Source organism: Natronomonas gomsonensis (assembly GCF_024300825.1).
In the GTDB taxonomy this organism is placed as follows: domain Archaea; phylum Halobacteriota; class Halobacteria; order Halobacteriales; family Haloarculaceae; genus Natronomonas; species Natronomonas gomsonensis.
Genome location: NZ_CP101323.1, coordinates 1,392,948 through 1,410,330 on the forward strand (window position 1 = coordinate 1,392,948; position 17,383 = coordinate 1,410,330).

Consider the following 17,383-nt stretch of genomic DNA (forward strand, 5'->3'; position numbering starts at 1 on the left):
TTGTTCGGTAACTGTCCCACACAGCGGGATTCGGCGTCGTGACCCTCCCTCAGGCGAGGCCGATTTTCTCCTGGTAGGCGCCGTAGTGCTCCTCGAAGACCTCCATAATCTCGCCCATCGTCACGTAGGCTTTCACCGCGTCGATGATGTAGGGCATCACGTTCTCGCCGTCGTCGATAGCATCGGAGAGCGCCTCGAGCGTCGCCTCGACTTCGGCGTCGTCGCGTTCCTCCTTGGTGCGCTCCAGTCGGTCGAGTTGGCGGTCCCGCGTCTCGGGGTCGATTTTCAGGATGTCGGGGTCCGGTTCCTCGTCGATGGTGTACTGATTGACGCCGACGACGACCTCCTCGCCGGCGTCGACGCGTTTCTGGTACTCGTAGGAGGCGTCCTGAATCTCCCGGTGGAAGTACCCCTGCTCGATACCCTCGAGGACGCCGTCGCGCACGGACCCCTCACCGATGTCGCGTATCTCCTCGATGTACTCCATGATTTCGGCCTCCATCTCGTCGGTGAGTGTCTCGATGGCGAAACTGCCGCCCATCGGGTCGACGATGTCGGCGGCGCCCGATTCCTCGGCGATTATCTGCTGGGTCCGAAGTGCCACCCGAACCGCTTCCTCGCTCGGCAGGGCGAGTGCCTCGTCGTAGCTGTTGGTGTGCAGCGACTGGGTGCCGCCGAGGACACCGGCCAGCGCCTGAATCGTCGTCCGGACGACGTTGTTCAGTGGCTGTTGGGCCGTCAGCGATTGCCCCGCCGTCTGGGTGTGGAACTTCAGGCGTTTCGACTCGTCGGCCTCGGCGCCGTACCACTCGGCCATCACGCGGGCGTACACGCGGCGGGAGGCGCGGAACTTCGCGACTTCCTCGAAGATGGAGTTGTGGGAGTTGAAGAAGAAGGAAAGTAGCGGCGCGAACTCGTCGATTTCGAGGCCGCGGTCCAGACAGTCCTCGACGTAGGCGAAGCCGTCTGCGAGCGTGAACGCCGCCTCCTGGGCGGCGGTCGACCCCGCCTCGCGGATGTGATACCCCGACACCGAAATCGGGTGGAACTTCGGCGTCTCCTCGACGGCGAACTCGACGGTGTCGGTGACGACGTCGAGGGAGGGTTCCGGCGGGATGACCCACTCCTTCTGGGCGATGAACTCCTTGAGCATGTCGTTCTGGAGGGTGCCGCGGACCTCCTTTCGGTCGACGCCCTGCTGGTCGGCCAACGCGATGTACATCGCGTAGATAACGGCCGCACTGGGGTTGATAGTGAAACTCGTCGAGATTTCGCTGATGTCGATGCCGTCGAACAGCACCTCCATGTCCCGAAGCGTGTCGACGGCGACACCCTCCTTGCCGACCTCGCCCTCGCTCATCGGGTGGTCCGAATCGATACCCATCAGCGTCGGCATGTCGAAGGCCGTCGACAGGCCCGTCTGGCCCTCGTCGATGAGGTAGTGGAACCGCTCGTTGGTTTCCTCGGCGGTGCCGAAGCCGGCGAACTGCCGCATCGTCCACGTTCGACCGCGGTACATCGTCGGGTATGGCCCTCGGGTGTACGGCGGTTCGCCCGGGTAGCCGAGGTCCTCATCGTAGTCGATGTCCGCGACGTCCTCGGGGGTGTACAGTCGGTCGACCTCGTGGTTGGAGACGGTGACGAACTCGTCTTTCCGCTCTCCCTTCTCCAGGAACGGCTCAAGCGTCTCGGATTCCCAGCGCTCACGCTCGGCGCGTATCTCCGCTAAATCCTCCTCGTCGAACATACACCCGTTTCGGTAGGCGCAAGTATGAAGGTTGGCGTCGAACCGGGGGTCGTCGGCTTACTCCGGTTCCTGGAGTCGCTTCGTCGTCTCGACGAGGGGGTGGTGTGCGTAATCGACCTCCTGGATGTCGGAGATGGAGTTCAGGTTCGACTTCCGTGCGGTTTCGGCCATCCCGAGACTGACGCGTTCGTCCAACACGATGACGTAGGCGTCCATCTCCTCGATGTCGAGGCGGTCGGCTGCCTTCACCCGGTGGTGGCCATCGGCGAGGAGCAGCTGTCCGCCGTTGTCGATGACCACGAGCGGTTCGGCGAGTCCGTTTTCGAGTTCGTAGGACCGACCTTCGAGTTCGTCGGTGTACACCTTCGTCTGTGTCGGCGTCAAGTCGGAGAGTTTCACGGTTCGGCGCTCCTCGCTCGTGCCGACGCCGTGGATGCTTTCCAGCGTCTGCTGGAGTTTGCCGACCTTCTCCGGCGTCGCACGCTCGATTTGGGAGCGGATTACATCCGCATTCGAGATGATGCCGACGAGGTTGCCGGCGTCGTCGACGACCGGAAGCCGCTGAATGCCCGACCGGAGGATGACGCGCGCGGCGTCGGTGATCTTCATCTCCGGATGCGCGACGATGATGTCCTGGGTCATCACCTTGAAAATCGGGTCGGAGTCCCCGGCCAACAGCAAATCGCGCGCACTGATGAACCCCTCGACGTGGCGGCCGTCACACACCGGAAAGCCACTGTGTGCGTCGCTGTCGGCGATTCGTTTCGACACCTCGAGGACCGTATCGTCGGGGGAGACTGTCGCCACGTCGCGAGTCATGTAGTCTTTCACTCGCGGTTTGTCCTGGTACAGCGTGTTCTCGGGGTCATCGGCCATTACCCGGAGTGTGGGGGCGACGACGCAAAAACCTCACTCAAGCCCGTCGACGCCAATGAAGTCGGCGTAGACGGACGCCGCCGCGCGGTTCAGCGAGATACCGAGCGTCTCGAAGAACCGCTCGGAGATGGTCTCCTCGATGACGTCGCCGCGATCGGCCTCGTCGCTTTCCTCCAACAGCATGCCGACGGGAATCTGTGCGCCGGCCATCTCCGCGTGGCCTCCCGCGCTACCGATTTGGCTGAAAGCGTTGCGAAGCACTTCCCCGAGGTCGATATTGTCGTCCCTGGAGCGTGCCGAAACGAACACCATCTCGTCGGTGTAGCCGAAGACGAGCGTCGTCGAGACACCGTTCATCTCAAGCAGTTTGTCCGCAGCCTGTGGTAATGCGTCCCTGTCAGCGAGTTTGCCCACGCAGGACGTGAGAACGTCTTTCTGCCGTCGTCGATTGACGATGGCGTTGGCGATGATGTCCAACGTTTCGCCGGTCGTACTCGGCGATTCGATGCGTTGGATGGCGCTTCCGTCGACGAACTCGACGAGGTGGGCGGCGGCCTCGAAATCCGCTTCGGCCACTTCGCGACTGAACGCCTTCGTGTCGGTCCGGACGCCGTACAGCAATCCCGTGGCGAGCGCCGCGTCGGGGTCGATGTCGAGATGGTCGAGATAGCCGAGTATCAGCGTACTCGTCGAGCCGACATTGCTCCGCAAGTCGACGAACCGCGCCTCGATGGGCGCCCGCGTCGGGTGGTGGTCGACGACGATGTCGATGTCGGTGTCCTCGGGAAGGCCGTCGTTGACACCGGGTCGGGAGTGGTCGACCAGCGCGAAGCCGTCGAACTCCGAGAGGTCCGACTCCGGCGTGAGGTTCCGAAGGTCGTACTCGAGGAGGTTCACGAGCGCTCGGTTCTCCTGGTGGTTGATGTTGCCGTAGTAACACGCTTCGGCGTCGGTGCCGGCGGCCTCCGCGATTCGCTTGAGACCCACCGCCGACGCGATGGCGTCGGGGTCGGGGTTGTCGTGGGCGACGACCGCAAGCGTGCCGTCGATGTTCCGGAGAACGCGCTGGAGTCGGCGTGTCCTGATACCCTCATCGCCGGCACGGTCGAAGAGGAACTCCGTCGTCGGGTCGGTGAACGTCACGACTCGGTCGGCACGCGCCTCGATGGCGTCGGTAGCGTCGTCGGTTGCGTTGGGGCCGACACACGCGAGAACGAACGCCTCCGGGTAGGCAGCCCGAGCGACACCGACGAAGTTCCGGGTCTGCTCGGGGTCGTCGGGCGCGACGATTACCGACTCAACTGCGCCCGCGACGGTCCGAACCGCGTCCGCGTCGGTTGCATCGACGTCTCGGGCGTCGATGCCCCCATCACGGAGCGTCTTCGCGCGGCGCTCGTCGGCGACCAACACCAAAAGCGACCCTGCCCGGTCGAGCAGTCGTTCGACGAGTGAGAGCCCGACCGAGCCACACCCCAACACCAGCCGGTCCATATCGGTGCTGGGTAGCCAACGGTCTAAAGCGTGCTGGGACGACCGCGAAAAAGAGCGACCCGAGTTACAGGAGCGCGGCCGCGGCGTCGAAGGCCGCGTTGTCGAAGATGAGGATACCGGGCAGCAACACCACGGTCACGACGGCGGCCGTGACGACCGCGGCGTACAGCGCCGTGGGGTACCCCTCGATGTCGCGCGGTTCGTCGGGTTCGTCAATCCACATCGCCTTGACGACCCGGCTGTAGTAGAACAGGCTCAAGGCGCTGTTGACGGCACCGACCAACGCGAGCCACCAGAATCCGGCACCGACCGCGCCGGCGAAGAGGTAGTACTTCGAGATAAAGCCCCCGCCGACCGGCAGTCCCGCAAGCGAGAACATGAACACGGTCATGGCGACACACGCCACCGGTGCCTCCTTTGCGAGTCCGTTGTAGTCACGGAAGGTGCGGCCGACATCCCAGTACTCCGCGAGGGCGATGAACAGGAACGCGCCCGTGTTCATGAAGCCGTAGACGAGCAGGTGAATCATCCCCGAGCCGAGGACGAGTCCCTCGGTCCCCGGCGAGAACGCCGCCAGCGCGATGAGGACGTAGCCGGCGTGGCCGATACTCGAGTACGCGAGCATCCGCTTGACGTTCTCCTGTGTCGCGGCCGCGAAGTTACCGAGCGTCATCGTCACGACGGCGAGAATCTGGAATGCGAGCACCCAGTCGACGCTTGCCGCCACCGTGTCGATGGGGAAGGCAACGACGAACACGCGGAACGCGACGACGAACCCAGCGGCTTTCGAAGCCGACGACAGGAACGCCGAAATCGGGGCGGGCGCGCCCTCGTAGGCCTCCGGCGCCCAGAAGTGGAACGGGACGGAGGCGGTCTTGAACGCGAAGCCAGCCAGCACCATCAGGATGCCGACGCCGAAGACGCCGGCGTAGAGGTCGGTCGCCTCGCCTGCGGCCGCGGCGACATCGGGCAACAGCAGGCTCCCGGTCGCGGCGTACACCAGCGAGATACCGTAGGCGAGTATCGACGACGACAGCGCGCCGACGAGGAAGTACTTCAACGCCGCCTCGACGGAGCCACGGTTCGTCTTCAGATACGCCACCAACGCGTACGACGGCAGCGAGGCCAGCTCCAAGGCGACGAACACGACGGCGAGGCTGTTGGCGGAGGCCATCAGCGACATCCCCGTCGCCGCAAGCAGGACGAGCAGGTAGTACTCGGCTTTGTGCGGGAGGTCCTCGATGTAGTCCGCCGAGGCCAGCCCGACCAGTGCGGTCACGCTCCCGAAGATGAACGTGAAGATGAGGCTCATCCCGTCGACGACGAGTTGACCGCCGAACAGTTCGACGCCGGGGTCGGCCACACCCGACAGCAGCAGGGCCGCCGAGACGACCATCGCGACGGTCGCACCCGCCGTCGTGACCGCCGCGAGCAGCGTGTCGTGTTTGCTCTCGGGGTCGAACGAGTCGATGACGAACAACAGCATCGCCGAGACGACGAACGCCCCAGCGGGTGCCAACAGGAGCCAATTACTGACGTGTTCCATCAGATACCACCTCCGAGGGTAGCGACGATGTCAAGCGTTGCGTCCTGAATCGACTCGAAGAACACCATCGGTGCCGAGCCGAGCAGGATGATGAGCAGTACGAGCGTCACGAGCGGCACCACGTCGTGAAGGGCCGCCGGCCCGATTTCGTAGTCGGTTTCGAGCCGGAACGGACCGAACAGCGACCGCTGCATCGCCCACAGCAGGTAGCCGGCGACGATGACGATGCCGAACATCGCAACTGCCGTGAACAGCGGTGCGTACGGGAGCACCGTCGACTCGAAGGCGCCGAGGAAGATGAACAGCTCGGCGGCGAAGCCGGCCATCAGCGGCAGGCCCATGTAGGCGAAGGCACCGGCGACGAACACGCCCGCGGTGACGGGCATCTTCTCGGCCATCCCGGCCATGTCGCCGACCATCCGCGTGTGGGTCGTGTTGTAGATGACGCCGACCGTCATGAACAGCAGCCCCGAGATGAGGCCGTGGGCGACCATCTGGAACGTTGCCCCACCGACGCCGTAGACGGTGTAGGCGATGAGACCCAGGATGACGTAGCCCATCGAGGACACCGACGAGTAAGCGACGATGCGCTTGAGGTCCGACTGTGCCAACGCGAGCAGGGCACCGTAGATGATGGAGATGACCGCGATGACGGCGATGGGAATCGCCAGTATCTCGGCCTGTCCGGGCAGCATCGTGAAGTTGAACCGGAGCAGGGCGTAGGTCCCCATCTTCAGCAGGACGCCAGCCAACATCACCGACGCCGGGGTCGGCGCCTCGACGTGGGCGTCCGGCAGCCACGTGTGGAACGGGACGACCGGCACCTTCACCGCAAACCCGAGGAACATCGCCACGAACGCACCCAACGCGAGTGCGTCCGGGCCGATGATGCCGAGGCTACCGAGTTGGCCGGCCCGCAACGCCTGTGCGATTTCGGGTAGTCCCGTCGAGGACACCGAATCACCCAGTCCGAACACCAGCGCGAAGTAGCCGATGAACATCACGATGGACGCGATGTTGGTGTAGACGAAGAACTTGATAGCGGCGTACTTCCGGCGCGGACCGCCCCAGATGCCGATGAGGAAGTACATCGGGATGAGAACGGCCTCCCAGAAGACGAACCAGAGCAGGAAATCGAGCGCCCCGAAGACGCCGATGAGGCTGGCTTCGAGGAACAACATCAGTCCGTAGAACTGACTCTGCCGTTCGTCGATGGGCGTCCACGCGCTCAGGATGGCCAGCGTCGTCAGAATCGTCGAGAGGACGACCAGCGGCAGCGAGATGCCGTCCAGTCCCATGTGGTAGTTGACCGTGTAGGAGCCCAACTGGAGCCACTGGGCGAACGTCTCGTAGGCGATATCGCCGCCGAGTAAGGCGTTACCGCTGCCATCGAAGGCGAAGTACATGTACAGCGAGATGACCAGCGGCGGGAGGCTGAATCCGACCGCGAGTTTGTGCGCGAATCGGTTGGGGGCGAGGAAGACGACCGCCGCACCAACGAGACACAGCGCGATGAGGGCTTCTATCAGCATCTAGAACCACCCCCCGAGCGCCGCGAAGGCACCCAGAAGCACCAACAGGCTGAGAACGATGAGCGCCGCGTAGTTGGTCACGATACCCGTCTGGAGCCGACGCAGGCGGTCGCCGGAGAACAGACTCACGCTGGAGACGCCGTTGACGACGCCGTCGATGACGCCCTGGTCGAAGGTGTCGGCGGCTCCCGAGAGCCGCAGCGTGAGGCCTTCGGCGAGCCACACCTGGTATTCGTCTTGGTAGTAGTTGTGCATGAGCAGCGTCTGCAGACCGCCGAGTTTCTCGGTGTGTCGAGTCGGTTCTGCCCCACGATACAGCGCGAAGGCGAGTCCCGCACCCAACAGCGCCAAGCCGAGACTGACGCCGGCGCCGGCGAGCATCGTCACCGTCTCGCCGCCACCGATGGTGCCGACCGAGTAGCCGGCGTAGTCGTGTGTGAGGTCGCCGTAGTGGTGTGAGCTCGTCAACAGCGCCTCGGGGCCGGAATCGAGGAACTGATGGAGGAAGTCGACCTCCAGTCCGGTGAGTTTCTTGATCGGAAGCGGGTTCAGGAAGCCGATGACCGCCGCGAGAACGCCCAGCACGGCCAGCGGGAGCTTGACGTTCCAGCGGACGCCGTGGGGGTCTTCGGCGGTATCGGAGCGGGCCTCACCGTGGAAGGTGAGAAGCACCATCCGGATGGTGTAAAAGCCCGTCAGGAAGACGGCTGCCAGCCCCATCGCGTAGGCACCGAGCAACAGGGGACTGCCGCCGAGGCCGTGGACGAGCGCCTCGTACAGCACCTCGTCTTTCGACCAGAAGCCCGAGAACGGGAAGATGCCAGCCAGCGCGAGCGACCCCGAGAGGAACGCGAGGTACGTCACGCGCATGTGGTCTTTGAGGCCGCCCATGTCCCACATGTTCTCGTTGTGGTGCATCGCGATGATGACCGACCCGGCGCCGAGGAACAGCAGCGCCTTGAACACCGCGTGGGTCGTCAGGTGGAAGAACGCGGCGACGTAGCCGCCGGTCCCGAGTGCGAGCATGATGTAGCCGTACTGGCTAATCGTCGAGTACGCCAGCACCTGCTTGATTTCGTTCTTGACGACGCCCATCGTCGCCGCGAACAGCGCGGTGAACCCGCCGACGAAGGCGATGACCGCGAGCACCGTCGGGAGCAGCGCGTAGAAGCCGTACATCCGTGCGACGAGGAAGACGCCGGCGGCGACCATCGTCGCGGCGTGAATCAAAGCCGAGACGGGGGTCGGGCCCTCCATGGCGTCCGGCAGCCACGTGTGGAACGGGAACTGGGCGGATTTGCCCATCACGCCACCCAACACGAGTAGTCCGAGAATCGCGAACCACGTCGCCGGCTCGAAGCCGAAGGTGTTGACCGCTTGGGTCGTCGTTTCGGGGTTCAGGACCGTCTCTGCCAGCGCCGGGAAGCCCTCTTCACCGGCGAACTGTGCGGTGCCGAACGTCGTCAGGACGCCGACGACGGCGACGAGGAAGAAGTAGTCACCGAATCGGGTGACGAGGAACGCCTTCTTGGCCGCCGACGGCGGGCCCGCACGGCGGAACCAGAAGCCGATGAGGAGGTACGAACACAGCCCCACCAGCTCGAAGAACATGAACGCCATCAGCAGGTTATCCGAGAAGACGAAGGCGAGCATGCTCGCGGTGAACAGACCGAGGCTAGCGTAGTACCGTGGCAGCCCCGTCTCGCCCTCGTCGTTCATGTAGCCGAGCGAGAAGACGTGAACGAGGAAGGCGATGAGCGAGACGATGACCAACATCGCCGCCGACAGCGGGTCGAGAAGCAGTCCGAACGTCAACTCGAACGGCACGTCGCCGCCGACGAACGTGTACAGCGTCTCGTTGTACGTCTCGCCGAGGAAAACGGTGACGAGGACGGCAATCGAGAGGCCGAGCGACCCTGCGGTCGCGATGATGCCCGCGAGGGCGCCCTTCTTCGGCATGTACTTGCCTGCCAACAGTGCGACGACGAACGACACGAACGGGAGCGCGGCGATAGCCGGCGCGTATGCGAATACTCCTGCCATAATTACCACTTGAGAGTCGTTGCTTCCGTCACGTCGACGCTATCGAAGTTGCGGTACAACACGAGGATGATGCCGATGCCGATGGCGACCTCGGCGGCGGCTAGCGCCATCACGAACAGTCCGAACACCTGCCCGGTGAGGTTCCCCCAGTAGAACGCGAACGCGATGAGGTTGATGTTCGCCGCGTTGAGCATCAACTCGACGCTCATCAGGAAGATGAGCGCGTTCTCACGGGTCAGGATGCCGAAGATGCCGACACAGAAGACGGCGGCCGACAGCACGAGGTAGTACTCGGCCGGAACGGCTCCGAGCACCATCAGGAATCACCCTCCTCGTCTCTCTTTGCGAGCATGACGGCGCCGTCCAGTGCCGCGTCCAACACGATTGCGATGGTGATGAACGACACGAGGAAGCCCTCGCTGGCGAAGTCACCGGCATCGAGGTTGAACATCGCATAGCCGATGGAGCGAGTTATCGACCCTTCGGCGAACCCGGTAGCGGTGCCGAACCCCGAGGTGAGGAACACCGCTGCGAGGAAGCCGAACAGGGCGACGGCGAGGATGCCGGCGGCCTTGCTCGTTTCGGTGTGGAGCTGTGGGCGCGTCGTCATTGTGCCACCTCCTCGGCTTCGGGAGCGGGGTCCCGACGAACCAACATGACGGCGAAGGTGATCAGGATGAGCACCCCACCGACGTACACGAGCACCTGCATCGCTGCAAGGAACTCGGCGCGTAACATCACGTAGTGGACCGCGACGGATAGCAACGCTACACCCAACAGTAGCGCGGAGTGCCACACGTCACGGACCAACACGACGCCCAGACTCGCTCCGACGGTCAACAGAGCGAACAACAGGAACGCCAGTGTCTCATACGGTACTACAGCCATTGTTTACCTCTGCAGTCGGGTTCCCTTTGAAGATTTCCGTTTCCGCCCACGTATCTCCGTACGAGCGCGCACGCGAGGGGCGAACGAGGTTCTCCGATATCCGTCCTATAAAAAGAGTCGCCGTGGGCCGGCCTACATCTCGACGACGTTACCACAATCCGGACACGTGAGCGTCACGCCCGACTCGTCGACCTCGGTGACGTGGTAGTCGGCGCCGCATTCGGCACACGGGAGCTTCGCGCGCGTCTCCCCCATCCCCTTGGGCGCACCGAGCGCCAGCGCGCGCACCCGGTCGTCGCTCTCGTTGCGACCCTCTTGATACTCGCCGGGGCCGAACCGGACGACCTCGTCGGGGCCGACCTCGTAGTCCTCGTCCGGCGTCTGGAACGTCGCCGTCCCGTCCATCACGTAGAACACCTCCTCTTGGTCCATGTGGGTGTGCATCCCGCCGGAGAAGGACTCTCCCGGCGCCAACTCGTAGTAGTTCAGCGCCATATCCGAGAGCCCGAGGGGCTCGGTGGCGTGTTTCTGTACGTCCGCGACGCGTGGGTCGTTGTCCAGCTCGTCGATGGATACCTTCTCCATTGTGAACGGACGCTGTACATCTTGGATGGTAAGCCTTGACATTTCACGCTGCATTTGCCGCGGTCGCCATCAGGGTACAGTATTACGGCGTTTTCTATGCCGGTCGAGTCCTGAAACTCGCGGCCACTGTAGACTAAGCAGTTATCGGTGTGCATCAGTCTCAGCAGAAAGACGTGGCCGACCGTCTGCTCATGCAACAATCAACGACTCTCGTCAAGCGATGATGCGCGATGGGCATTACGTCAGTATTGAGTGAGTAATTACCCATTGTTGTGGGACGAGAGTAGACGCAGTAATGTTAACTAACAATTAGTAATGTGTTGTGACTTTCTGAACGTCGATTTAACTATCTGCGCGTTATTTATCTTTCAATATTGTAACTAAAATCGGGGTGAGGGCTACAATGACAAAGCCAAAAAATCGCGGCCGGAGAATCAATCGGAGAACTGTACTGAGGGGTGCAGCCACGGGAACCGGTATCGGAGTCGTTGGTCTATCGGGATTCAGTGGCACAGTTGGTGCGAACGGCAGGGGGAAAGCTGCTTCCGAACCGTGTGATGATTGTGGCGCCCTGCTCGCGAAGTACGAGTGGGATGACGGCGAGTTCGTGTTCAAGAAGGGGCGTGAGTCGCTCGATATCGACGGCTCCGACTTCGACCTCACTGTCACGGATGCCAACGACGACGGCGAGCCGCTCGCGTTCGATTGGTCGTCGGACGACGGCATCTACGACGCGACGTGTCTCACTGTCAAAACCGGCGAGGATACGTTCAAGCAGGAGGGTGATTGGCGTACGAGCGGTTCGTTCCACGCCACTGAGTACGACGAGAACAGTCCCGTCCAGGCCATCAGTTACGTCGCTCTCTGTATCGAGTGTGCGTTCTGGCAGGTCGATTTCGGCACAGGAACCGTCCCAACCCTCTACACCGAGGGGAGGAACAACGCGACACGTACGGGAACTCCGACGAACGGACCTTGCTTGCAGCCGCGACACACGGACGGTACGGGGGCGGCTGTGGTTCCGTCAACAAGACGATGTGGGAAGGCCGAAAGCCCCACGTTGTTATCAGTTCCTTCGAGGTGACCCCTGGTGATCAGGCAACCGTCGAGTTCGAGGTAACGGAGACGGAGCACGTTCACTTCGGGGTCTGGGAGATGCCCGGCCCGTTCGACAAGAGCGAAATTCCATGGGGGGTGCGATACGACCTCATCAACGAGGAATCGCTGGAGCCAGGTACGTACAGTTGGAACCTCAGCCTGCCATCGGTGTAACACCCGAGCAACTACATTTTTGACCGAGGTGTAGCACCGAACCAGTTGGAGGCCATCCGCTGGAGTACTGCGCTGCAACAGTGAGTCGAACCACTATCCATCACAAAATTCCTCGGAGTGAGATTCCGATGTAGTCGCCCGAAAAGCACAGTGGGTATTTCGGGATGACCAGAGAGCGACGCACGCTCGAATCACCCATCAGAACTCGACGGTTCCGGAGGACGTCTTTGTCGGTTGTAGAAAACGCCTGTCGAAAAGGGGTCGACAGGTGGAGCAGGTCAAGTACCTCGGGTCAATCCCCGAAGCAGTTCACTGGTAGTCGACTTCCCCTTCGCCTTCCCCAATCCAAGCACCACGGTCGGGTTCGCGCGAGGCGAGCGGGTCGATGTCCTTGAACCACGGGACGTTCTTCAGCTGCTCTTTGTTGTAGGCGAGGTCGTCCTTCGTGTCGCCCGTGAACTCGAAGTTCTGGGTGAGCAAAATGGCGTCGACGGGGCAGACCTCCTCACACAGTCGGCAGTAGATACACTGGCCGATGTGGAGGTTGTACTCCTCGCCGTTGCGCTGGTCGTCCGTGATAATCTGGATGGTGTCGTTCGGACAGACGTTCTCACACTGTCGACACCAGATGCAGCGCTCCTGGGAGAACTTGTGGACGCCGCGGAACCGCGGCGACACGTCGGGGGTCTCCTCGGGGTACTGGACGGTGAACTTCTCGCCGTCCAAGGCGTGTTTCATCGTCGTTGCCATCGATTTGAGCATTCCAATCATGGTTAGGCAATCACCCCCACGATAACGGCGGTGAGGACGAGGTTCGCGAGTGCGAGCACGAGCATGCCCTTCCAGCCCACCTCGATGAGCTGGTCGATTCGGAGCCGCGGCAGCGCCGAGCGCGCCCACTGCGTGAACAGGAAGACGGCCCAGATTTTGATGATGAACCACAGGATGCCCGGCAGCACCGGTCCGGCGGGGCCACCGAGGAACAGCGTCGCGATGATGGCGCCGCCGAGGAAGATGTGGATGAACTCACCGAGGTAGATGAGCACGAAGTACGCACTCGAGTACTCGGTCTGGTAGCCGGCGACGATTTCGGTCGGCGCCTCCGGGATGTCGAAGGGGTTGCGGCCGACCTCCATCAGGTTCGCGACCATGAACAGCACGAACGCGAAGGGGTTGACGAAGACGTACCACGACGGAATCGCGACGCCGCCGAGGGAGACGAGCGTCTCGGCCTGTGCGGCGACGATTTCGCTCATCTGAAGCGAGCCGGCAAAGAGGACGACCGACGCCGCGATGAGCACCAGCGGAATCTCGTAGGCGAGGTTCTGTGCGACCGCGCGCAGACCGCCGAGCATCGAGAACTTGTTGTTCGACGCGTAGCCGGCCATCACCAGACCGACCGAGGCGATGGAGGCGACGGCGAAGACGTAGACCAGTCCCGCTTCGGGGTCAGCGAGGTGGATGCCGTTGCCCATCGGGATGACAGCGAAACCGAGCAGTGCGGAACTCGCGATGACGATGGGTGCGAGGTCCCACGCCGGGCGGTCGACGCCCTCGGGGACGATGAGTTCCTTCGACAGCAGTCGGACCGCGTCGGCGACAATGATGAGCAATCCGGCGGGACCGATGCGATTGACCGCATAGCGGTCCGTGAACGCGGCGGTAATCTTCCGCTTGGCCCACGGGCCGGCCAGTGCCGTCATCGTCAGCATCAGCGTGCCGACGAGCGCCGCGCCGATGAACGACGCGATGAACGTCTCGCCGGGACCCATCTCGGTGCCGAACCCGAGTAGGTCGCCGATGATGTCGGGCAGCGGCGTCTGGGTCTGGGCCGGAATCATCGGTCCACCTCACCCAGGACGATGTCGAGGCTGCCCAGCGACGCGATGAGGTCCGGAATGTACTCGCCTTCGGTCATCTCTCGCAGCGTGTGCAGGTTACAGAAGCACGGACTGCGAATCTTGAACCGGGCGGGCTTGTCGGTGCCGTCCGAGCGCATGTAGATGCCGAGTTCGCCCTTCGCGGCCTCGACGCCGCGGTAAATCTCGGTGTCGGGGTCGGGCTTGAGCGTCCGCGGGACGTTGGCCTGAATCGTCCGTTCCTCTTCGGGCCACTCTTCGAGCAGGTCGACACACTGCTCGATAATCTTCGCGGATTCCTCGACTTCGCGCATCCGGACGAGGACGCGGCTGTAGTTGTCACAGCCGTCCTCGGTGATGACGTCCCAGTCGAGTTCCTCGTAGTAGCCGTAGGGGTCGTCACGGCGCAGGTCGATGTCGACGCCGGAGCCACGGGCGACCGGACCGGTGGCGCCGTACTGTTTTGCGACCTCCGGCGGGAGTTCGCCGGTGTTGACACACCGGAGCTGGAAGATTTCGTTCGACGTGATGAGGTTGTGATACTCCTGGGTCTTCTTCGGGAGCCCGTCGAGGAAGTCACGGACCTTCTCGAAGAACTCCTCTCGGGGTTCGGGAATGTCCCAAGCGACGCCGCCGAGACGGAGGTAGTTGAACATCAGTCGCTGACCGGTGAGGTCTTCGAGGATGTCCTGGACGACCTCGCGGTCGCGGAAGGCATATTGGAAGACGGCCGTGAAGTCACCGAAGACGTCCAGCGCGAACGTCCCCAGCGCGAGCATGTGACTCGCGATTCGGCACAGTTCCGCGGACATCGTCCGGATGACCTGTGCGTACTCCGGCACCTCGATGTCCGCCATGTCCTCGGCCGCGCGGGCGTAGGCCCACTCGTTGAGGATGCCGGCGGAAACGTAGTCCCAGCGGTCGGGGTACGGCATAATCTGGTGCCGATAGGTCGACTGCTGGCACATCTGCTCCTCACAGCGGTGGAGGTAGCCGATGTCGGGTTCCACGTCGGCGATTTGCTCGCCGTCGAGCACCGTCTCGACGTGCAGGACGCCGTGGGTGGCGGGGTGGTGCGGTCCGATGTTGATGAACATCGTATCGGACTCCGCCCCGTCACCGCGCTGGTCCGGCTCTAGGGGATTGGCGTTTTCTCGGAACGGGACGACCTGCGGCTTCTCGGGATTGTAGTCCTTTCCGAGGGGGTGTCCTTGCCAGGTCTCCGGTAGCAGGATGCGGCGCAGGTCGGGGTGGTCGGCGTACTCGATGCCGACGAGGTCGTAGGCCTCCCGCTCGTGCCAGTCGGCCGTTCGGTACACCGCTTCGCCGGACTGACTAATCGGTTCGTCGCGCGTCGTGGGGACGACGACGCCGACCTCCTGTGTCGGGTCGTCGTACTTCTTCAGGTGGTAGATGGACTCATACCGGTCCTCGTACTCCTGGGCAGTGACGCACGAACAGTAGTCGAAGCCCGCCTCCTCGCGGAGCGCACCGAGAGCTTCCTGCACCTCGTCGGGACGGACGACGAACGCCGGCGCGTTGACGTGTTCTTCTCGTCCGATGACGGCGTCGCCGAGCAGCGCCTCGAGTTCGGCGTAGTCGACGGTTCCGTCGGGCGCTTCACCGACGTCCGTGGCTTTTGGTTCTTCCAGACTCATGGTGAATTCGCCCAGTTGTACCGCATGACGAGATCCTCCTCATCGATTTCGTCTGCGAGGTGCTGTACCAACTCGTCGCGTTCGAGGTCGCCGAACTGTTCGAGTTCGTACGGTTTGACCGTCACCGGCGAGGTCTCACCGTTTGCGACTCGCTCCTGCAGTTTGGCGATGCCGTAGATGAGCGCCTCGGGACGCGGCGGACAGCCGGGGACGTGAATGTCGACCGGGATGACCTCCTCTGCACCCTTGATGACGTTGTACCCTTCCTGGAACGGACCGCCGGAGATGGTACACGACCCCATGCCGACGACGAACTTCGGTTCGGGCATCTGGTCGTAGACGCGCTTCATCCGCGGGGCGAACTTCGAGACGATAGTCCCCGGGACGATAATCACGTCGGCCTGTCGCGGGGAGGCCCGCGGCACACCCGCACCGAAGCGGTCGAGGTCGTGCTTGATGGCGTAGGTGTGAATCATCTCGATGCTGCAGCACGCAATACCGAACTGCAGCATGAACATCGACGACCCCCGGACCCAGTTCATGAACTTGTCGAACTTGGTGAGGATGAACGGCGAGGAGCCGAAGGCCTCCCGAAGTTTCGAATTGAACCGGTTGTCGACGCCGTCGCCCATCCGGGCTTCCTGCGTCGAGACTGTGTCGTGGATTTCCTGTTCGCTACTCATAGTTCACTCTTGATTTCCGCACGTCCGCTCTTGACCCAGCGAACGGCACCGTTGCGCCACGCCCACCCGAGTCCGATAACGAGAATCGCGAGGAAGACGAGCATCGGGCCCAACACCGGAGTCAGTCCGAACTCGGCTACTGCGTCGCTGTAAATCAGTGCCCACGGGAAGATGAGCACCGTCTCGATGTCGAAGACGACGAACAGCAGCGCGACCAGGTAGTACTGGATGTTGAACCGAATGCGCGTATCGCCCGTCGGAATCTCGCCGGATTCGTAGGTGGCGCGTTTACCTTGTTCGGGCACGCTCGGCCGGAGGAGACTCGATATCCCGATCATCGAGAGGGGTATCGCGACTCCCACCAACGCCAGCGCCCCGACGGCGATCCATGGATTGCTCATCGCTTCTGTATCGTATGACGGTTAGGAACACCGATACATAAGAGTTGATTTGTCCGCCGGCGGGGCCGGCTCACTGTCGATTTGCGCGGAACATCTCGGTTCCGTCGCGATGGAGCGCCAAAGACACCTCTCCGACACCGTCTTGGAGGTCGTCGTGATACGCTTCCAGTCGGTCTTCGAGTTCGGGGTGTGCACGCGAGAGCGTCTGGACTGCCGACAGCGCCGCGTTGAAGGACTTGCCCGCATCGACAGCGACGATTGGGGCGCCCGTCGGCATCCCGATGACCGAGTCGACGGACTTCTCTTGGACCGGGACGCCGACGACCGGAATCGGGTAGGCGATGGAGGCGGTCATGTTCGGGAGGTCGGCGGACTTCCCGCCCGCACCGGCGATGATGACATCGAGTCCGCGCTCCTTGGCCGTCTCGCCGTAGACGTACATCAGTTCGGGCGTCCGATGAGCGGAGACGACGAACGTCTCGAAGGTGAACCGCGATTCCGGCGGGTCGTCGTAGTCGGTCACTTCCTCGAAGCCGAGTTCCGTTAGGGCCTCGTAGGCCCCGTACATGGTGTCGAGGTCCGAATCCGACCCCATGATGATGCCCACGTCGGGCGTCTCCTCGTCGGAGCGGTCGGCCTCGGCTTCGGCCTCCAGCAGGTCGATGACTTCCTGAACCTCCGTAGAGCGTGTCATGGGTGTGTTCCCGAACGGGTAGCGCTTTGTCGTTGTGGTTGACAGCGGCCCCCGGCAAACCTCATTTGTCAGACCACCGAAAACACAAAAACCGCCACACATCGACGG

At 62.8% G+C, this 17,383-nt stretch carries 18 protein-coding genes; 2 read left to right on the plus strand and 16 right to left on the minus strand.

Features of this window, described 5'->3' with window-relative positions:
• Positions 1 to 49 precede the first annotated feature (49 nt).
• The 10 genes from NMP98_RS07635 to NMP98_RS07680 form a co-directional block, all read right to left on the minus strand.
• Positions 50 to 1,747, minus strand: a complete 1,698-nt coding sequence (locus tag NMP98_RS07635; protein WP_254860927.1) for an acyl-CoA mutase large subunit family protein — start codon at positions 1,745 to 1,747, stop codon at positions 50 to 52.
• 57 nt (positions 1,748 to 1,804) lie between these two features.
• Complete coding sequence (locus NMP98_RS07640) at positions 1,805 to 2,623, minus strand: CBS pair associated ParBc domain-containing protein (RefSeq protein ID WP_156709593.1); 819 nt, start codon at positions 2,621 to 2,623, stop codon at positions 1,805 to 1,807.
• Between the two features lie 33 nt (positions 2,624 to 2,656).
• Complete coding sequence (locus NMP98_RS07645) at positions 2,657 to 4,114, minus strand: DHHA1 domain-containing protein (protein WP_254860928.1); 1,458 nt, start codon at positions 4,112 to 4,114, stop codon at positions 2,657 to 2,659.
• A gap of 64 nt (positions 4,115 to 4,178) precedes the next feature.
• Positions 4,179 to 5,660, minus strand: coding sequence for an NADH-quinone oxidoreductase subunit N (locus NMP98_RS07650; RefSeq protein WP_254860929.1), 1,482 nt, complete (start codon positions 5,658 to 5,660; stop codon positions 4,179 to 4,181).
• A complete protein-coding gene (locus NMP98_RS07655) occupies positions 5,660 to 7,192 on the minus strand; it encodes a complex I subunit 4 family protein (RefSeq protein ID WP_254860930.1) in 1,533 nt (510 codons plus the stop codon). The genes NMP98_RS07650 and NMP98_RS07655 overlap by 1 nt, the downstream gene beginning before the upstream one ends.
• Positions 7,193 to 9,235, minus strand: coding sequence for an NADH-quinone oxidoreductase subunit L (nuoL, locus tag NMP98_RS07660; RefSeq protein WP_254860931.1), 2,043 nt, complete (start codon positions 9,233 to 9,235; stop codon positions 7,193 to 7,195). It lies immediately after the preceding gene.
• A gap of 2 nt (positions 9,236 to 9,237) precedes the next feature.
• On the minus strand, positions 9,238 to 9,552 hold the full coding sequence (gene nuoK, locus NMP98_RS07665) for an NADH-quinone oxidoreductase subunit NuoK (RefSeq protein WP_156709589.1): 315 nt from the start codon (positions 9,550 to 9,552) through the stop codon (positions 9,238 to 9,240).
• Positions 9,552 to 9,845, minus strand: a complete 294-nt coding sequence (locus NMP98_RS07670) for a hypothetical protein (RefSeq protein WP_254860932.1) — start codon at positions 9,843 to 9,845, stop codon at positions 9,552 to 9,554. The genes nuoK and NMP98_RS07670 overlap by 1 nt, the downstream gene beginning before the upstream one ends.
• Entirely contained in the window at positions 9,842 to 10,123 is a 282-nt protein-coding gene (locus NMP98_RS07675) for an NADH-quinone oxidoreductase subunit J (RefSeq protein ID WP_178916554.1), read from the minus strand. The genes NMP98_RS07670 and NMP98_RS07675 overlap by 4 nt, the downstream gene beginning before the upstream one ends.
• Before the next feature lie 132 nt (positions 10,124 to 10,255).
• Positions 10,256 to 10,708 carry a cupin domain-containing protein gene (locus NMP98_RS07680; protein WP_156709586.1) on the minus strand — a complete coding sequence of 151 codons (453 nt, stop codon included), beginning with the start codon at positions 10,706 to 10,708 and terminating at the stop codon, positions 10,256 to 10,258.
• Positions 10,709 to 11,099: 391 nt separating this feature from the next.
• On the opposite strand from NMP98_RS07680, the gene NMP98_RS07685 reads away from it, so the two are divergent.
• Both NMP98_RS07685 and NMP98_RS07690 read left to right on the plus strand, forming a co-directional pair.
• Entirely contained in the window at positions 11,100 to 11,792 is a 693-nt protein-coding gene (locus tag NMP98_RS07685; protein ID WP_254860933.1) for a hypothetical protein, read from the plus strand.
• Positions 11,789 to 11,980, plus strand: a complete 192-nt coding sequence (locus NMP98_RS07690; protein ID WP_254860934.1) for a hypothetical protein — start codon at positions 11,789 to 11,791, stop codon at positions 11,978 to 11,980. Before NMP98_RS07685 ends, NMP98_RS07690 begins: the two co-directional genes overlap by 4 nt.
• A gap of 309 nt (positions 11,981 to 12,289) precedes the next feature.
• Here the strand turns inward: NMP98_RS07690 and NMP98_RS07695 are convergent, their stop codons facing one another.
• The 6 genes from NMP98_RS07695 to purE form a co-directional block, all read right to left on the minus strand.
• Positions 12,290 to 12,751, minus strand: coding sequence for a NuoI/complex I 23 kDa subunit family protein (locus NMP98_RS07695; RefSeq protein WP_156709584.1), 462 nt, complete (start codon positions 12,749 to 12,751; stop codon positions 12,290 to 12,292).
• A gap of 2 nt (positions 12,752 to 12,753) precedes the next feature.
• Positions 12,754 to 13,821 carry a complex I subunit 1/NuoH family protein gene (locus NMP98_RS07700; protein WP_411911613.1) on the minus strand — a complete coding sequence of 356 codons (1,068 nt, stop codon included), beginning with the start codon at positions 13,819 to 13,821 and terminating at the stop codon, positions 12,754 to 12,756.
• Positions 13,818 to 15,497 carry an NADH-quinone oxidoreductase subunit D gene (locus NMP98_RS07705; protein ID WP_254860935.1) on the minus strand — a complete coding sequence of 560 codons (1,680 nt, stop codon included), beginning with the start codon at positions 15,495 to 15,497 and terminating at the stop codon, positions 13,818 to 13,820. The genes NMP98_RS07700 and NMP98_RS07705 overlap by 4 nt, the downstream gene beginning before the upstream one ends.
• The gene (locus tag NMP98_RS07710; protein ID WP_254860936.1) at positions 15,494 to 16,180 is read right to left on the minus strand and encodes an NADH-quinone oxidoreductase subunit B; all 687 of its coding nucleotides are present in this window, start codon (positions 16,178 to 16,180) and stop codon (positions 15,494 to 15,496) included. The genes NMP98_RS07705 and NMP98_RS07710 overlap by 4 nt, the downstream gene beginning before the upstream one ends.
• Positions 16,177 to 16,581 carry an NADH-quinone oxidoreductase subunit A gene (locus NMP98_RS07715; RefSeq protein ID WP_254860937.1) on the minus strand — a complete coding sequence of 135 codons (405 nt, stop codon included), beginning with the start codon at positions 16,579 to 16,581 and terminating at the stop codon, positions 16,177 to 16,179. Before NMP98_RS07715 ends, NMP98_RS07710 begins: the two co-directional genes overlap by 4 nt.
• Before the next feature lie 70 nt (positions 16,582 to 16,651).
• Positions 16,652 to 17,275, minus strand: coding sequence for a 5-(carboxyamino)imidazole ribonucleotide mutase (gene purE / locus NMP98_RS07720; protein ID WP_254860938.1), 624 nt, complete (start codon positions 17,273 to 17,275; stop codon positions 16,652 to 16,654).
• Positions 17,276 to 17,383 lie beyond the last annotated feature (108 nt).

Coding starts and splice junctions, on each gene's coding strand:
- nuoL (WP_254860931.1), bottom strand. CDS start 9,235: ATGGCAGGAGTATTCGCATACGCGCCGGCTATCGCCGCGCTCCCGTTC.
- purE (WP_254860938.1), bottom strand. CDS start 17,275: ATGACACGCTCTACGGAGGTTCAGGAAGTCATCGACCTGCTGGAGGCC.
- nuoK (WP_156709589.1), bottom strand. CDS start 9,552: ATGGTGCTCGGAGCCGTTCCGGCCGAGTACTACCTCGTGCTGTCGGCC.
- NMP98_RS07650 (WP_254860929.1), bottom strand. CDS start 5,660: ATGGAACACGTCAGTAATTGGCTCCTGTTGGCACCCGCTGGGGCGTTC.
- NMP98_RS07705 (WP_254860935.1), bottom strand. CDS start 15,497: ATGAGTCTGGAAGAACCAAAAGCCACGGACGTCGGTGAAGCGCCCGAC.
- NMP98_RS07700 (WP_411911613.1), bottom strand. CDS start 13,821: ATGATTCCGGCCCAGACCCAGACGCCGCTGCCCGACATCATCGGCGAC.
- NMP98_RS07680 (WP_156709586.1), bottom strand. CDS start 10,708: ATGGAGAAGGTATCCATCGACGAGCTGGACAACGACCCACGCGTCGCG.
- NMP98_RS07640 (WP_156709593.1), bottom strand. CDS start 2,623: ATGGCCGATGACCCCGAGAACACGCTGTACCAGGACAAACCGCGAGTG.
- NMP98_RS07645 (WP_254860928.1), bottom strand. CDS start 4,114: ATGGACCGGCTGGTGTTGGGGTGTGGCTCGGTCGGGCTCTCACTCGTC.
- NMP98_RS07695 (WP_156709584.1), bottom strand. CDS start 12,751: ATGATTGGAATGCTCAAATCGATGGCAACGACGATGAAACACGCCTTG.
- NMP98_RS07670 (WP_254860932.1), bottom strand. CDS start 9,845: ATGACGACGCGCCCACAGCTCCACACCGAAACGAGCAAGGCCGCCGGC.
- NMP98_RS07635 (WP_254860927.1), bottom strand. CDS start 1,747: ATGTTCGACGAGGAGGATTTAGCGGAGATACGCGCCGAGCGTGAGCGC.
- NMP98_RS07675 (WP_178916554.1), bottom strand. CDS start 10,123: ATGGCTGTAGTACCGTATGAGACACTGGCGTTCCTGTTGTTCGCTCTG.
- NMP98_RS07710 (WP_254860936.1), bottom strand. CDS start 16,180: ATGAGTAGCGAACAGGAAATCCACGACACAGTCTCGACGCAGGAAGCC.
- NMP98_RS07715 (WP_254860937.1), bottom strand. CDS start 16,581: ATGAGCAATCCATGGATCGCCGTCGGGGCGCTGGCGTTGGTGGGAGTC.
- NMP98_RS07655 (WP_254860930.1), bottom strand. CDS start 7,192: ATGCTGATAGAAGCCCTCATCGCGCTGTGTCTCGTTGGTGCGGCGGTC.